The 12,831-nt window shown below is 69.3% G+C and carries 15 protein-coding genes; 11 read left to right on the top strand and 4 right to left on the bottom strand.

All coding sequences use genetic code 11. The annotated features are described in order from the left end of the window. From rplE to rplO, 8 genes are read left to right on the top strand one after another with little or no spacing between them, the layout of a single operon-like run. A complete protein-coding gene (gene rplE, locus ACAG26_RS02065; RefSeq protein WP_370478697.1) occupies window positions 1–564 on the top strand; it encodes a 50S ribosomal protein L5 in 564 nt (187 codons plus the stop codon). Between the two features lie 4 nt (window positions 565–568). After that, complete coding sequence (locus tag ACAG26_RS02060) at window positions 569–754, top strand: type Z 30S ribosomal protein S14 (protein ID WP_071027869.1); 186 nt, start codon at window positions 569–571, stop codon at window positions 752–754. 52 nt (window positions 755–806) lie between these two features. Further along, on the top strand, window positions 807–1,205 hold the full coding sequence (gene rpsH, locus ACAG26_RS02055; protein WP_071027871.1) for a 30S ribosomal protein S8: 399 nt from the start codon (window positions 807–809) through the stop codon (window positions 1,203–1,205). A gap of 15 nt (window positions 1,206–1,220) precedes the next feature. After that, window positions 1,221–1,760, top strand: a complete 540-nt coding sequence (gene rplF / locus ACAG26_RS02050; protein ID WP_071027873.1) for a 50S ribosomal protein L6 — start codon at window positions 1,221–1,223, stop codon at window positions 1,758–1,760. Window positions 1,761–1,801: 41 nt separating this feature from the next. After that, a complete protein-coding gene (gene rplR / locus ACAG26_RS02045; protein WP_370478852.1) occupies window positions 1,802–2,170 on the top strand; it encodes a 50S ribosomal protein L18 in 369 nt (122 codons plus the stop codon). 25 nt (window positions 2,171–2,195) lie between these two features. After that, window positions 2,196–2,879 (top strand): 30S ribosomal protein S5, encoded by a 684-nt coding sequence (gene rpsE / locus ACAG26_RS02040; protein ID WP_083341852.1) that lies wholly within the window; start codon window positions 2,196–2,198, stop codon window positions 2,877–2,879. Window positions 2,880–2,882: 3 nt separating this feature from the next. After that, window positions 2,883–3,062, top strand: a complete 180-nt coding sequence (gene rpmD, locus ACAG26_RS02035; protein ID WP_370478691.1) for a 50S ribosomal protein L30 — start codon at window positions 2,883–2,885, stop codon at window positions 3,060–3,062. After that, window positions 3,062–3,502, top strand: coding sequence for a 50S ribosomal protein L15 (rplO, locus tag ACAG26_RS02030; protein WP_370478689.1), 441 nt, complete (start codon window positions 3,062–3,064; stop codon window positions 3,500–3,502). Before rpmD ends, rplO begins: the two co-directional genes overlap by 1 nt. Before the next feature lie 91 nt (window positions 3,503–3,593). Here rplO and ACAG26_RS02025 read toward each other — a convergent pair whose 3' ends face one another. Together ACAG26_RS02025 and ACAG26_RS02020 are read right to left on the bottom strand one after the other, a co-directional pair. Further along, window positions 3,594–4,826: a serine hydrolase domain-containing protein gene (locus ACAG26_RS02025; RefSeq protein WP_370478687.1), complete on the bottom strand. Its 1,233-nt coding sequence runs from the start codon at window positions 4,824–4,826 to the stop codon at window positions 3,594–3,596. A 96-nt stretch (window positions 4,827–4,922) separates the two neighbouring features. After that, complete coding sequence (locus ACAG26_RS02020) at window positions 4,923–5,852, bottom strand: LLM class flavin-dependent oxidoreductase (protein ID WP_370478685.1); 930 nt, start codon at window positions 5,850–5,852, stop codon at window positions 4,923–4,925. 37 nt (window positions 5,853–5,889) lie between these two features. Here ACAG26_RS02020 and sppA point away from each other — a divergent pair, with 37 nt between their 5' ends. After that, window positions 5,890–7,689: a signal peptide peptidase SppA gene (sppA, locus tag ACAG26_RS02015; protein ID WP_370478683.1), complete on the top strand. Its 1,800-nt coding sequence runs from the start codon at window positions 5,890–5,892 to the stop codon at window positions 7,687–7,689. Window positions 7,690–7,694: 5 nt separating this feature from the next. Here sppA and ACAG26_RS02010 read toward each other — a convergent pair whose 3' ends face one another. Together ACAG26_RS02010 and ACAG26_RS02005 are read right to left on the bottom strand one after the other, a co-directional pair. After that, on the bottom strand, window positions 7,695–8,351 hold the full coding sequence (locus ACAG26_RS02010; protein WP_370478681.1) for an L-fuculose-phosphate aldolase: 657 nt from the start codon (window positions 8,349–8,351) through the stop codon (window positions 7,695–7,697). After that, window positions 8,351–9,328, bottom strand: coding sequence for an NAD(P)-dependent oxidoreductase (locus tag ACAG26_RS02005; protein WP_370478679.1), 978 nt, complete (start codon window positions 9,326–9,328; stop codon window positions 8,351–8,353). Before ACAG26_RS02005 ends, ACAG26_RS02010 begins: the two co-directional genes overlap by 1 nt. A 175-nt stretch (window positions 9,329–9,503) precedes the next feature. On the opposite strand from ACAG26_RS02005, the gene ACAG26_RS02000 reads away from it, so the two are divergent. Beyond that, the gene (locus ACAG26_RS02000) at window positions 9,504–9,926 is read left to right on the top strand and encodes an MmpS family transport accessory protein (protein WP_370478849.1); all 423 of its coding nucleotides are present in this window, start codon (window positions 9,504–9,506) and stop codon (window positions 9,924–9,926) included. Then, complete coding sequence (locus tag ACAG26_RS01995) at window positions 9,923–12,829, top strand: RND family transporter (protein WP_370478676.1); 2,907 nt, start codon at window positions 9,923–9,925, stop codon at window positions 12,827–12,829. The genes ACAG26_RS02000 and ACAG26_RS01995 overlap by 4 nt, the downstream gene beginning before the upstream one ends. Window positions 12,830–12,831 lie beyond the last annotated feature (2 nt).

The following is a 12,831-nucleotide window of genomic DNA, read 5'->3' as shown; positions in this document are numbered from 1 at the left end:
ATGACGACGGCAGAAAAGACCCAGCCCCGGCTGAAGGTGCGCTACCGCGAAGAGATCCGCGACGCGCTGAACAAAGAGTTCAACTACGCCAACGTGATGCAGATCCCGAGCGTGGTGAAGGTGGTCGTCAACATGGGTGTCGGCGACGCCGCCCGGGACGCCAAGCTGATCAACGGCGCGGTCAACGATCTGTCCCTGATCACCGGGCAGAAGCCGGAGATCCGGAAGGCCCGCAAGTCCATCGCCCAGTTCAAACTGCGCGAGGGGATGCCGATCGGCGCCCGGGTGACGCTGCGCGGCGACCGGATGTGGGAGTTCCTGGACCGGCTCACCTCGATTGCGCTGCCGCGTATCCGCGACTTCCGCGGCCTGTCGCCCAAGCAGTTCGACGGCTCGGGCAACTACACCTTCGGGCTCAACGAGCAGTCGGTGTTCCACGAGATCGACGTGGACTCCATCGACCGGACCCGCGGTATGGACATCACCGTCGTCACCTCGGCGACGAACGACGACGAAGGACGGGCGCTATTGCGGGCCCTCGGCTTCCCGTTCAAGGAGAACTGATCAGATGGCGAAAAAGGCTCTGGTTAACAAGGCGCAGCGCAAGCCCAAGTTTGCGGTCCGCGCCTACACCCGGTGCAGCAAGTGCGGTCGCCCGCACGCGGTGTACCGCAAGTTCGGGCTGTGCCGTATCTGCTTGCGCGAGATGGCGCACGCCGGTGAGCTGCCCGGTGTGCAGAAGAGCAGCTGGTGAAGCGCGGTAGGCCCGGGATGGGAACCACTGCGAGGAAGGTGACACCTCAGTCATGACGATGACGGACCCCATCGCAGACTTTTTGACGCGTCTGCGCAACGCCAACTCGGCGTACCACGATGAGGTGACGCTGCCGCACTCGAAGATCAAGGCCAACATCGCCGAGATCCTCAAGCGGGAGGGTTACATCAGCGACTACCACGTCGAGGATGCTCGGGTGGGCAAGGCGCTGGTGGTGAACCTCAAGTACGGCCCGAACCGGGAGCGCAGCCTGGCCGGCTTGCGCCGCATCTCCAAACCGGGTCTGCGGGTGTACGCCAAATCGACCAACCTGCCGCGGGTGCTCGGTGGCCTGGGCGTGGCCATCATCTCCACCTCCTCGGGTCTGCTCACCGACCGTCAGGCAGCCAGGCAGGGCGTGGGCGGCGAAGTCCTCGCGTACGTGTGGTGAGGGAGAGCTAGAGCTATGTCGCGTATTGGTAAGCAGCCGATCCCGGTTCCGGCCGGGGTCGACGTGACGATCGACGGCCAGAACGTGTCGGTCAAGGGACCCAAGGGCACCCTGGGGCTGGCGGTGGCCGAGCCGATCCGGGTGGCGCGGGACGACGACGGCGCCATCGTGGTGACCCGCCCCGACGACGAGCGGCGCAGCCGGTCGCTGCACGGGCTGTCGCGCACGCTGGTGGCCAACCTGGTCACCGGGGTCACCGAGGGCTACACCACCAAGATGGAGATCTTCGGCGTCGGCTACCGGGTGGCCCTCAAGGGCTCCACCCTGGAGTTCGCGCTGGGCTACAGCCACCCGGTGGTGATCGAGGCCCCCGAGGGCATCACGTTCGCGGTGGAGACCCCCACCAAGTTCTCCATCTCGGGCATCGACAAGCAGAAGGTCGGCCAGATCTCGGCGAACATCCGCCGCCTGCGCCGCCCCGACCCGTACAAGGGCAAGGGTGTGCGCTACGAGGGCGAGCAGGTCCGCCGCAAGGTCGGAAAGACAGGTAAGTAGTCATGGCGCAATCACAGGCAGGCACCGTCGCGCGCAAGCCGGTGGGGCAGAGCGTCTCCGCGGCCCGGCGCACCTCGCGGTTGCGGCGGCACGCCCGGCTGCGCAAAAAGATCTCGGGTACCGCCCAGCGGCCCCGGCTGGTGGTGCACCGGTCGTCGCGGCACATCCACGTGCAGCTGGTCGACGACCTGACCGGCACCACCCTGGCGGCGGCGTCGTCCATCGAAGCCGACGTGCGTGCGGTGGAGGGCGACAAGAAGGCCCACAGCGTGCGGGTCGGCCAGCTGATCGCCGAGCGGGCCAAGGCCGCCGGCATCGACACCGTGGTGTTCGACCGGGGTGGCTACACCTACGGCGGGCGGATCGCGGCGCTGGCCGACGCGGCGCGCGAGGGCGGATTGGCATTCTGATGACTGATAACGGAAGGACCGCATGATGGCGGAGCAGCCGACCGGGGCAGCGGGTCCCGAGCAGGCGACTACGGCGCAGGGCGGCACCCGCGGCGAGTCTGAGGGGCGCGGGCGGCGTGACGGCGGCCGGCGCGACGGCGGCCGCGGCCGCGACGGCGACAAGAGCAACTACCTGGAGCGGGTTGTCAACATCAACCGGGTCTCCAAGGTGGTCAAGGGTGGTCGTCGGTTCAGCTTCACCGCGCTGGTGATCGTCGGCGACGGTAACGGCATGGTCGGCGTCGGCTACGGCAAGGCCAAGGAAGTTCCGGCCGCGATCGCCAAGGGTGTGGAGGAGGCCCGCAAGGGCTTCTTCCGGGTGCCGCTGATCGGTGGCACCATCACCCACCCGGTGCAGGGTGAGGCCGCCGCCGGTGTGGTGCTGCTGCGTCCGGCCAGCCCCGGTACCGGGGTGATCGCCGGCGGCGCCGCTCGTGCGGTGCTGGAATGCGCTGGGGTGCGCGACATTTTGTCCAAGTCGCTGGGCAGCGACAACGCGATCAACGTGGTGCACGCCACGGTGGCCGCGCTCAAGATGCTGCAGCGTCCCGAGGAGGTCGCGGCCCGACGCGGTCTGCCGATCGAGGACGTCGCGCCGGCGGGCATGCTCAAGGCCCGACGGGAGAGCGAAGCGCTGGCGGCCGCCGCCGCGCGAGAGGGAACGGCATAGACCATGGCAGACCTCAAGATCACCCAGGTGCGCAGCACCATCGGCGCCCGCTGGAAGCAGCGCGAGAGCCTGCGCACCCTGGGGCTGCGCAAGATCCGCCAGTCGGTGGTGCGTGAGGACAACCCCCAGACCCGTGGCCTGATCAAGGTGGTCCACCACCTGGTCGAGGTTGAGGAGGCCTGATGACCATCAAACTGCATGACCTGGCGCCCGCGCCCGGGTCCAAGACCAAGCGCACCCGGGTGGGTCGCGGTGAGGGCTCCAAGGGTAAAACCGCGGGCCGCGGCACCAAGGGCACCAAGGCCCGCAAGAACGTGCCGGTCACCTTCGAGGGCGGGCAGATGCCGATCCACATGCGGCTGCCCAAGCTCAAGGGGTTCCGTAACCGGTTCCGCACCGAATACGCGGTCGTCAACGTCGGCGACATCGGCCGGTTGTTCCCCGAGGGTGGCACCATCGGCGTCGACGAGCTGGTGGCCAAGGGGGCGGTGCGCAAGAACACCCTGGTGAAGGTGCTCGGCGACGGCAAGATCGCGGTCAAGGCCGACGTCACCGCGCACAAGTTCAGCGGCAGCGCCCGGGAGAAGATCACCGCCGCCGGCGGTTCGGTCACCGAGCTGTAGCCTTTTTGACGCGCCGAAACTGCGCTGAGGGCGGGAATCCTGATCGGAATCCCGCCCTCATTGCATTCTGGGCGCCCTAATTGCAGGGTCGCTACGTCTGGGGGCGCGCCCCCAGCACGTCACCGAACAACGCTTGGCGCAGCGCGAGTTCTCGGGGATCGCTGCACAGGTGAAAACCCAACCGGTTCATCAGGTAGGCGTACCCGGTCCCGGTGTCCGGGTCGGCGAACCCGAACGAGCCACCGAAACCCGGCGTGCCGAAGGCGTTATCGGACGAGCCGAACAGGCACATCGGGGTCGGTTTACACAAGCCCAGCGAGTAGACGACGTCGACGTGCAGCACCCGGTCACGAAGGCCGCGTCGGGGCGGGGCGGGGGTCGCGGTGAGCTCGTCAACCACGGCCGGCGTCAGCCCCAGCGCGGCGCCCCCGGTCGCCGCGCTGCCGTACAGCTGGGCCAGCGCCGCTGCGGTTGCGATCCCATTGGCCGACGGGATCTCGATGGCACGCACGTCGTCGCGGTTGTAGTCGCCCGCCCACGCTTCGACGCCGCGCGGCAGGGTCCCGGCCCGGGCCAGTAGGCCGACCGGGTTCAACGACGCCGCTACCAGCGGGGGCGGCAACGTGGTGAGGTGCAGCAGCGATTCCGCGCGCTTCCAGTGGTGCAGGTGCGCCACCCGGTCGCGGCGCACCGACTCCGGCAGCCCGATATGCAGATCCAGCCCGAGCGGTGCGGCGATCTCGTCGGCCAGGAACCGACCCAAGGTGCGGCCGGCCGGATCGGTGCGGCGGATCAGCTCGGATTCATACCAGCCCAACGTGATCGCGTGGTAGCCGTGCCGGGTACCGGGCGGCCAGGCCGGCTTCTGGGCCGCGAGGATCGTCGACAATCGGGCCGGGTCGGCGACATCGCGCACGGTGGGTGCGGGTTTCAGCGTGCACAGCCCGGCCTGATGGCCAAGCAGCTGCCGCACGGTCACCTCGCCCTTGCCGGCTGCGGCGAACTCGGGCCAGTGGTCGGCCACGGTGTCGTCGTAGCCGAACAAGCCCCGCGATACCGCGACCGCAACCGCCAGGGCGGCAACGCCTTTGGTCGACGAGAACATGTTGACCTTGGTGTCGCGCTGCCACGGCTCCCGGGTGCGGCCGTTGCGGTAGCCGCCCCACAGGTCGACGACCTTGACGCCGTCGCGGTAGACGGCGACGGCGGCGCCGATTTCGCGCCCGCGGGCGAAGTTGGCCCGGAATGCGTCGGCGACGCGGCCGTAGCCCTCGTCGGCGTCGCCGCCGACCAGGTCCGGCGACACCGCGACCTTGAGCACCATCGGGTGTTTATACCGCCGTCGCCGGCGCGAGCGTGCGCAAAAACGGGAAATGCCCCGGCGTGGCGGCCGGGGACACGCACGCTCGCGGAAAAGAAATCAACGCAACCGCGGCAGCACCTCGGCGGCCAGCCGTTCCATCTGCTCACGGTCCTCGGCGACGTCGGCGCCGACCGGGTTGAGCAGGATCATCTGCGCGCCGGCGTCGATCACCTCATGCAGCCCGCGGGCGACGTCGTCGGGGGTCCCGGCTACCGGCACCGCCTCGGCGTCGCGCAGCCGACCGCCGTAGATGCGCTGCACCCCGGCCAGCACCCGCTGCCGGGCGCGGTCGGCGTCGTCGTCGACCATCAGGTACACCCGCTTGCCGAGGGTGAACCCGGCCGGGTCCTTGCCCTGCGCGTCGAGTTCGCGGCGCAGCCCCACCACCTCGGCGGCGAAGCTGGCCGTCGTCGACGACCCGGCGCCCAGGAACGCGTCGCCGTGGCGCACCGCCCGGGCCAGCGCCGCCGGCGCGTGCCCGCCGAACCAGATCGGTGGGTGCGGGCGCTGCACCGGTTTGGGCTGGATCGCCAGGTCCTCGACGGTGCGGAACCGGCCGTGGAAGGTCACCCACGGCGCGTCGGACCAGGCCGCCTTCATCACTGCCAGGCCCTCGGTGAAGCTGGCCACAAACGTCGTCGGCTCCACCCCGAACGCGGCGAATTTGCGGGACCCGCCGCCGGGCGCGACCCCCAGATCCAGCCGGCCGTGGCTGAGCCGATCCACCGCGGTCACCGCCGAGGCCAGCTGCAGCGGGTCGTGCAGCGAGGTCACCAGCACCGCCACCCCCAGCCGCAGCCGCTCGGTGCAGGCCGCCGCATACGCCAGCAGCTCCAGCGGCGCCAGCAGCGGCGCCTCGCCGACCACCTGCTCGAGGGTCCAGCCGCCGTCGAACCCGAGGTCCTCGGCGCGGGCCAGATACGCCCGCAGCCCGGCGGCGTCGACGCCGGTGGCATCCAGTTGGGGGATTGAGATCGCGAACCGCACCCGACCACGGTACGTCGGGCGTCGGTAGGCTCAAATCATGTTTGCGTTGCTGCCCGACGTCCCCGGCCTCGACGAGCTGCGTGCGGTGGTGCGCCGGGTCGATACCGCCCGGCACCGCGGGGTGCCGGGCGGCTGCGTCCTGGAACTGGACCTGCAGGCGGTGCCGCACGAGACCGGCGGCCTGGATCCGCTGGCGATTCTCAACGCCGGTGGGCGGCCCCCGGTGCTGCGCGACGTTGTCGCCGCCCTCCACCGCGCCGCCGCGGATCCGCGGGTGGCGGGGCTGATCGCCCGGGTGCAGCTGCCGGCCGCGGCGGTCGGGCCGGTGCAGGAGCTGCGGGACGCGATCGCGGCGTTCACCGCCGCCAAGCCGTCGGTGGCGTGGGCCGAAACCTATCCGGGCACCCTGTCGTACTACCTGGCGTCGGCCTTCGGCGAGGTGTGGCTGCAGCCGTCCGGCACCGTCGGGTTGATCGGGTTCGCCACCAACGCCATGTTTTTGCGCACCGCGCTGGAGAAGGTGGGCATCGAGGCCCAGTTCGTCGCGCGCGGCGAATACAAGTCGGCGGCAAACCTTTTCACGCAGGACAGCTACACCGACGCGCACCGCGAGGCCGACACCGCGCTGGTGGAAAGCCTGCACACCCAGGTGCGCCAAGCCGTCGCCGAGTCGCGCGGCCTGGACCCCGCGGCGGTGGACGCGCTGGCTGACCGGGCGCCGCTGCTGCGCGACGACGCGGTGGACGCCGGGCTGATCGACCGGATCGGCTTCCGCGACCAGGCCTACGCGCGGATCGCCGAACTGGTGGGCGCCGAAGGGATTTCACCGGATATGGGCGACGCCGACTCGGATCCCAGCGCCCCGCCGCGGCTGTACCTGTCGCGGTACGCGCACGCCACCGCCGACCGCCCGGGGCTGCGGGTGGCCAGCCTGCCGGGCCGCAAACCCAAACCCGCGATCGCGGTGGTCACCGTCGCCGGGCCCATCGTCAGCGGCCGCGGCGGGCGGCAACTGCTGCCGTTCGGCAACTCCGGTGTCGGCGGGGACACCATCGCCGCGTCGTTGCGGGAGGCGGCCGCCGCCGACGAGGTGGCGGCCATCGTGCTGCGGGTGGACAGCCCCGGCGGCTCGGTCACCGGATCGGAGACCATCTGGCGGGCCGTCGCCAAGGCCCGCGAATCCGGGAAACCGGTGGTGGCGTCGATGGGGTCGGTGGCCGCCTCCGGCGGCTACTACATCTCCGCCGGCGCCGACACGATCGTGGCCAACCCCGGCACCATCACCGGCTCGATCGGGGTGATGACCGGCAAGCTGATCGCCCGCGAACTCAAGGACCGGCTCGGGGTCGGCAGCGACACGGTGCGCACCAACGCCAACGCCGACGCCTGGTCGATCAACGCCCCGTTCACCGCCGACCAGCAGGCCCAGGTGGAGGCCGAAGCCGACCTGTTCTACGACGATTTCGTGGCGCGGGTGGCCGAGGGCCGCAAGCTGTCCACCGAGGCCGTTGACAAGGTGGCCCGCGGCCGGGTGTGGACCGGCGCCGACGCGCTGCAGCACCACCTGGTCGACGAACTCGGCGGGCTGCGCGCCGCGATCCGCCGCGCTAAGGTGCTGGCCGGGCTGGACCCCGACGCCGAGGTGCGCACCTTCAGCTACCCGGGGTCGTCGCTGTGGGAGTTCCTGCGGCCGCGCCCGTCGTCGCAGCCGGCGGCGGCGTCGCTGCCCGACGCGGTCGGGGCGCTGCTGGTCCGCTCGGTGCTCGGGATGGTCGACCAGGCCGACCGGGCGCTGTCCGGTGCCAGCGTGCTGTGGCTGGGGGAGTCACGGCTGTAGCCGCGCTACATCGGGTTGGCCCGCAGATAGCTGTAGATCCCGGCGAAGCCGGCGTTGACGTCGTCGGGCAGCGGCACCGGCCCGCCCAACGCCCGTGCCCCCCAGACGATCTGGGCGGTGCGCTCCACCAGCGCGGTCACGTGCAGGGCCTTGTCCGGGCGCGGCGCCACCGCCACCATGCCGTGGTTGGCGATCAGCGCGGCCGCCCGCCCCCGCAGGGCCGCCACCGCGTTCGCACCGACCTGCGGGGTGCCCGACGCGGCGTAGGCGGCGCAGCGGATATCCCCGCCGCAGTACACCGCGAACTCGTCGAGGCAGGCCGGAATCGGTTGGTGCGCAACAGCGAACATGGTGGCCCACACCGGGTGGCTGTGGATCACGGCACCGATGTCGTCGAACGCGGCGAAACACGCCAGGTGCAGCTGCATCTCGGTGGACGGCGACCGGCCGTCGGCCGCGTGCAGCACCGCGCCGTCGGGGTCGACCAGCACCAGATCCTGCAGCGTCATCGCGGCGTAGTCGACCGAGGACGGGGTGATGACCAGGTTGCCGTCCGCGCGGCGGGCCGAGATATTACCGGCGGTGCCCTCCACCAGGCCGCGGCGCAGCATGTCCTGGGCCGCGGCCAGCACCGCGGCCTCCGGATCCTCGACGAATCTCATCAGCTCAGCACCTCCGGGTTGACGAGGCGGGCGGGCGTGCCGCCCGCTGCCAGCACTTCGAGGTCGTCGGCCACCATCTGCGCCTGCCGGGCCTCGGTGTTCCAGGTGGCCCCGCCGATATGCGGGGTCAGCACCACGTTGGGCATGGTCGCCAGCGGGTGGTCGGCCGGCAGCCACTCCCCGGCGAAATGATCCAGCCCGGCGGCGGCCACTTTGCCGCTGCGCAGCGCGCCGACCAACGCGTCGGTGTCGTGCAATTGGGCCCGGGCGGTGTTGAGGAAGACCACCCCGTCCCGCATGGCGGCGAATTGCCGCGTCCCGATCAGCCCGACGGTGTCGTCGGTGACCGGGGCGTGCAGCGACACGATGTCGGATTCGGCGAGTACCTCGTCGAGGGTGTGGCGCGCCTCGTCGTTGTACGGGTCGTGGGCGATCACCCGCAGGCCCAGGCCGGTGAGGCGCCAGCGCAGCGCCCGCCCCACCGCGCCCAGGCCGATCAGCCCGGCCGTCGCGCCGGCGATCTCCCAGCCGCGGAACCGCTGATAGGGGATGGTGCCGTCGCGGAACGTCTCCCCGGCCCGCACGTCGGCGTCGGCGACCAGCAGGTGCCGGGTGGCGGCCAGCAGCAACGCGACCGTCATCTCGGCGACCGCGTTGGCGTTGCGGCTCGGGGTGTGCAGCACCGGGATTCCGGCCGCGGTGGCGGCGGCGACGTCGACGTTGGTGGGGTCCCCGCGGGTGGCGGCGATCGCCCGCAGCCCGCAATCGAGCACCGGCCCGGCCACCATGTCGCTTTCGGTCACCAGCAGGTCGGCGGCCTCCGCGCGGACGCGGTCGGCCAGCTGCTCGGGGGTGTAGATCCGCAGCGGGGCCGCCTCGATCCACGGGTCATAGACCACGTCGACCAGCCGGCGCAGCTTGTCGAATCCCTCACCCCGCAGCGGGGCGGTCACCAAGGCGCGGGTCACGAAGGCCATCTGCTGAGTCTGCGCTATCCACGTTTGCGGTTCGAGGCCAGGCGTCGCTGTGACATCTGGCACCGATCCGAGGGATGCCCGCGCGTAGAGGACCGCGGTCCGTTAACGTGTACGGAGTGCTTACTGCGGAGCGACGATCGGAGGCCCGTTCCACCCGAACTAGGGGGTTCCCGTGGTGAATCTGCTGAAGCGGCGATGGGTGCCACTCGTGGTGGTGTTGGCGCTGGCCATCGGCGGCTTCGCCGTCTACCGGCTGCATGGGATCTTCCCGATCACCAGTTCGTCCCGGCTCGACCCGCGCAGTATGACGCCGCCGTATGCCGCCAAAAGCGCCACGTATGAGATCGTCGGCCCGCCCGGCACGGTCGGCGTGGTCAACTGGATGGACGAAAAGGCCCAGCCCCGGCAGGAAAGTTTCACGACGCTGCCGTGGTCGCGCACGATCACCGCGCGACTGCCCGGCATCTTCGCCTACGTGGTCGCCCAAGGCAACAGCGGCTATATCGGCTGTCGGATCACGGTGGACGGCCGGCTCGTCGATCAGCAGTCCGCACACGCCCGCAACGCCCAGATCTCGTGCCTGGATAAATCCGCATGAATAACGAGCCGCCCCAGCATCCGCTCGCCCGCAGAATCCGTCTGTTGGCGGTACCGATCATTCTGGTGTGGCTGGCGCTCGCGATCGTGCTGAACGTGTTCGTGCCGCAACTGGAGAAGATCGCCGCGGAGACCTCGGTGCCGTTGTCGCCCACCGAGGCGCCGTCGGTGTCCGGGATGAAGCGGATCGGCCAAAAATTCCAGGAATATGATTCCGACAACCTGGTTTTGGTCACCCTCGTCGGTGAGCAGCCGCTGGGCGAGGACGCCCACAAGTATTACGACGACCTGGTTCGTCAGCTCAAGCAAGACACCGACGACATCCGCTATGTCCTGGACTTTTGGGGCCACCGGTTCACGTCATCGGGCGTGGAGAGCTTTGACCACAAATCCGCCTATGTCCAGGCGTATTTGGTCGGCAACCAGGGCGGGGCCCGCGGCAACAAGTCGGTGGACTCGGTTCGCAAGATCGTGGCGAATTCGAAACCGCCGCAAGGGGTGAAGGCCTATGTGGCCGGTCAGGGCGCGCTGACCGCGGACACCATCGAGGCCGGTGACAAAAGCATGCTCAAGATGACGATGATCACCGTCGTCGTCATCACGATCATGCTGCTGTTCGTGTACCGCTCGATCGTCAGCGTGCTGCTGACGCTGTTCGTCGTCTTCGTCGAGCTCGCCACCAGCCGGGGCGTGATCGCGCTGCTGGCCGCGCACGGTATCATCGGGCTGTCCACCTTCGCGGTCAACCTGCTTACCGCGCTGGCGATCGCGGCCGGAACGGACTACGCGGTCTTCCGGCTCGGCCGCTACCACGAAGGACGCAGCGGCGGCATGGACCGCGAAACCGCCTACTACGACACCTTCAGCGGCGTCACCAAGGTCATCGTCGGTTCGGGTCTGACCATTGTCACCGCGACGTTTTGCCTGCGCTTCACCCGGCTGCCCTACTTCAACTCGCTGGGCGTGCCCTGCTCGATCGGGCTGCTGGTGGTGATGATCATCGGGCTGACGCTGGGGCCGGCGGTGATGACCGTGGCCAGCCATTTCGGGCTGCTGGACCCCAAGCGGGAGTTCAACTATCGGCGCTGGCGCCGGCTGGGCACCGCCATCGTGCGCTGGCCCGCACCCATCCTGGCCTCGGCGCTGGGGCTGGCCGCGGTGGGCGCGTTGGGCCTGGCCGGGTTCAAGCCGCTGTACAACGAGCGCTACTACCTGCCCCACGACGTCTCCTCCAAGGAGGCCTACGACGCGGTCGGGCAGCATTTCTCCGAGGCCCGGCTCAACCCCGACCTGCTGATGATCGAAACCGACCACGATCTACGCAATCCGACCGACCTACTGGTCTTGGACCGGGTCGCCAAAAACCTGTTCCGGCTGCCGGGTATCGAACGGGTGCAAAGCATCACCCGGCCCCTCGGCCCGCCCATCGAACACGGGTCGGTCGCCTTTCAACTCAGCGTGCAAAGCGCGCCGATCCGGGACAACCTGCAATATCTCAAGGATCGGGTGGCCGACCTGATGACGATCACCGGCGACCTGGACACCATGATCGGGATCCTGGAGCACACCTACGATTTGACGCGGCAGCTGACCGACGCCACCCACGCCACGGTGGGCGACATGCGGAAGCTGGAAGACACCACCAAGGAAGTCCGGGACCACATCGCCGATTTCGACGATTTCTGGCGTCCGATGCGGAACTACTTCTACTGGGAGCCGCACTGTTTCGACATCCCGATGTGCTGGTCGCTGCGGTCGCTGTTCGACGGGCTCGACGGCTTCGACAAACTCGCCGAAAACACCGAGGCGCTGGTCGCCGACTTCGACACGATCGACAAGCTGATGCCGCAGCTGCTCGCCCAGATCCCGCCGATGATCGACGTCTCGAAGTCGATCAGGGACACCACGCTGACCATGTACAGCTCGTTCAACAGCCTGGTGACCCAGTTCGACCGGCTGACGGACACCAACTCCGTGATGGGGCAGGCGTTTGACGATTCGAAGGTGGACGACTCGTTCTATCTGCCGCCGGAGGTGTTCGACAACTCGGACTTCCAGCTGGGGTTGAGCCTGATGGTGTCGCCGGACGGCAAGGCGGCCCGGTTCATCATCACCCACTCCGTCGACCCCGCGACCACCGAGGGCATCGCGACCGTCGACGCCGAACGGCAGGCGGCACGCGAGGCGCTGAAGCTGACCGCGCTCTCCGATGCCAACATCGAACTCGGCGGCACCGCCGCGACCTATAAGGACATCGCCGACGGCGCCGAATTCGACCTGCTGATCGCGGCGGTGGCCTCGATCATGCTGATCTTCATCATCATGGTCCTGATCACCCGGGCGCTGGTCGCCGCGGTCGTGATCGTCGGCACCATCGTGTTGTCGCTGGGCGCATCCTTCGGGTTCTCCACGCTGATCTGGCAGCATATTCTGCATTTCCAACTGCACTGGGTGGCACTGGAATTCGCCCTGATCGTGCTGTTGGCGGTGGGCTCGGATTACAACCTGATGCTGGTGTCGCGGTTCGAAGAGGAAATCGGCGCCGGATTGAAGACCGGCATCATCCGCGGCATCGGCAGCACCGGCCCGGTGGTGACCGCCGCGGGCATGGTGTTCGCCTTCACGATGGGCTCGATGATCACCAGCGATCTGCGGTCCATCGGCCAGTTCGGCACCACGATCGGCATCGGGTTGTTGTTCGACACGTTGGTGGTGCGCTCGCTGATCACCCCGTCGATCGCCGCCCTGCTGGGCCGCTGGTTCTGGTGGCCGAAAAAGGTCCGGGTCCGCCCGGCCAGCCAGATGCTGCGCTCGGTGGGGCCCCGCCCGCTGGTGCGGGCGCTGCTGCACGATCCGCGTTCGGCGCCGCCGCGCGGCCCCGCCACCGACCGCCCGTCGGGTTAGCG

Source organism: Mycobacterium sp. pUA109 (assembly GCF_041287095.1).
Classification (GTDB): domain Bacteria; phylum Actinomycetota; class Actinomycetes; order Mycobacteriales; family Mycobacteriaceae; genus Mycobacterium.
Note: the sequence above shows the minus strand (reverse complement) of the source record. Positions and strands in the feature narration are given on the sequence as shown.

Bases quoted from the DNA above. Each gene is read 5' to 3' on its own strand.
- rplE (WP_370478697.1), top strand. From the start codon at position 1: ATGACGACGGCAGAAAAGACCCAGCCCCGGCTGAAGGTGCGCTACCGC.
- ACAG26_RS02060 (WP_071027869.1), top strand. From the start codon at position 569: ATGGCGAAAAAGGCTCTGGTTAACAAGGCGCAGCGCAAGCCCAAGTTT.
- rpsH (WP_071027871.1), top strand. From the start codon at position 807: ATGACGATGACGGACCCCATCGCAGACTTTTTGACGCGTCTGCGCAAC.
- rplF (WP_071027873.1), top strand. From the start codon at position 1,221: ATGTCGCGTATTGGTAAGCAGCCGATCCCGGTTCCGGCCGGGGTCGAC.
- rpsE (WP_083341852.1), top strand. From the start codon at position 2,196: ATGGCGGAGCAGCCGACCGGGGCAGCGGGTCCCGAGCAGGCGACTACG.
- rpmD (WP_370478691.1), top strand. From the start codon at position 2,883: ATGGCAGACCTCAAGATCACCCAGGTGCGCAGCACCATCGGCGCCCGC.
- rplO (WP_370478689.1), top strand. From the start codon at position 3,062: ATGACCATCAAACTGCATGACCTGGCGCCCGCGCCCGGGTCCAAGACC.
- ACAG26_RS02025 (WP_370478687.1), bottom strand. From the start codon at position 4,826: ATGGTGCTCAAGGTCGCGGTGTCGCCGGACCTGGTCGGCGGCGACGCC.
- sppA (WP_370478683.1), top strand. From the start codon at position 5,890: ATGTTTGCGTTGCTGCCCGACGTCCCCGGCCTCGACGAGCTGCGTGCG.
- ACAG26_RS02010 (WP_370478681.1), bottom strand. From the start codon at position 8,351: ATGAGATTCGTCGAGGATCCGGAGGCCGCGGTGCTGGCCGCGGCCCAG.
- ACAG26_RS02005 (WP_370478679.1), bottom strand. From the start codon at position 9,328: ATGGCCTTCGTGACCCGCGCCTTGGTGACCGCCCCGCTGCGGGGTGAG.
- ACAG26_RS01995 (WP_370478676.1), top strand. From the start codon at position 9,923: ATGAATAACGAGCCGCCCCAGCATCCGCTCGCCCGCAGAATCCGTCTG.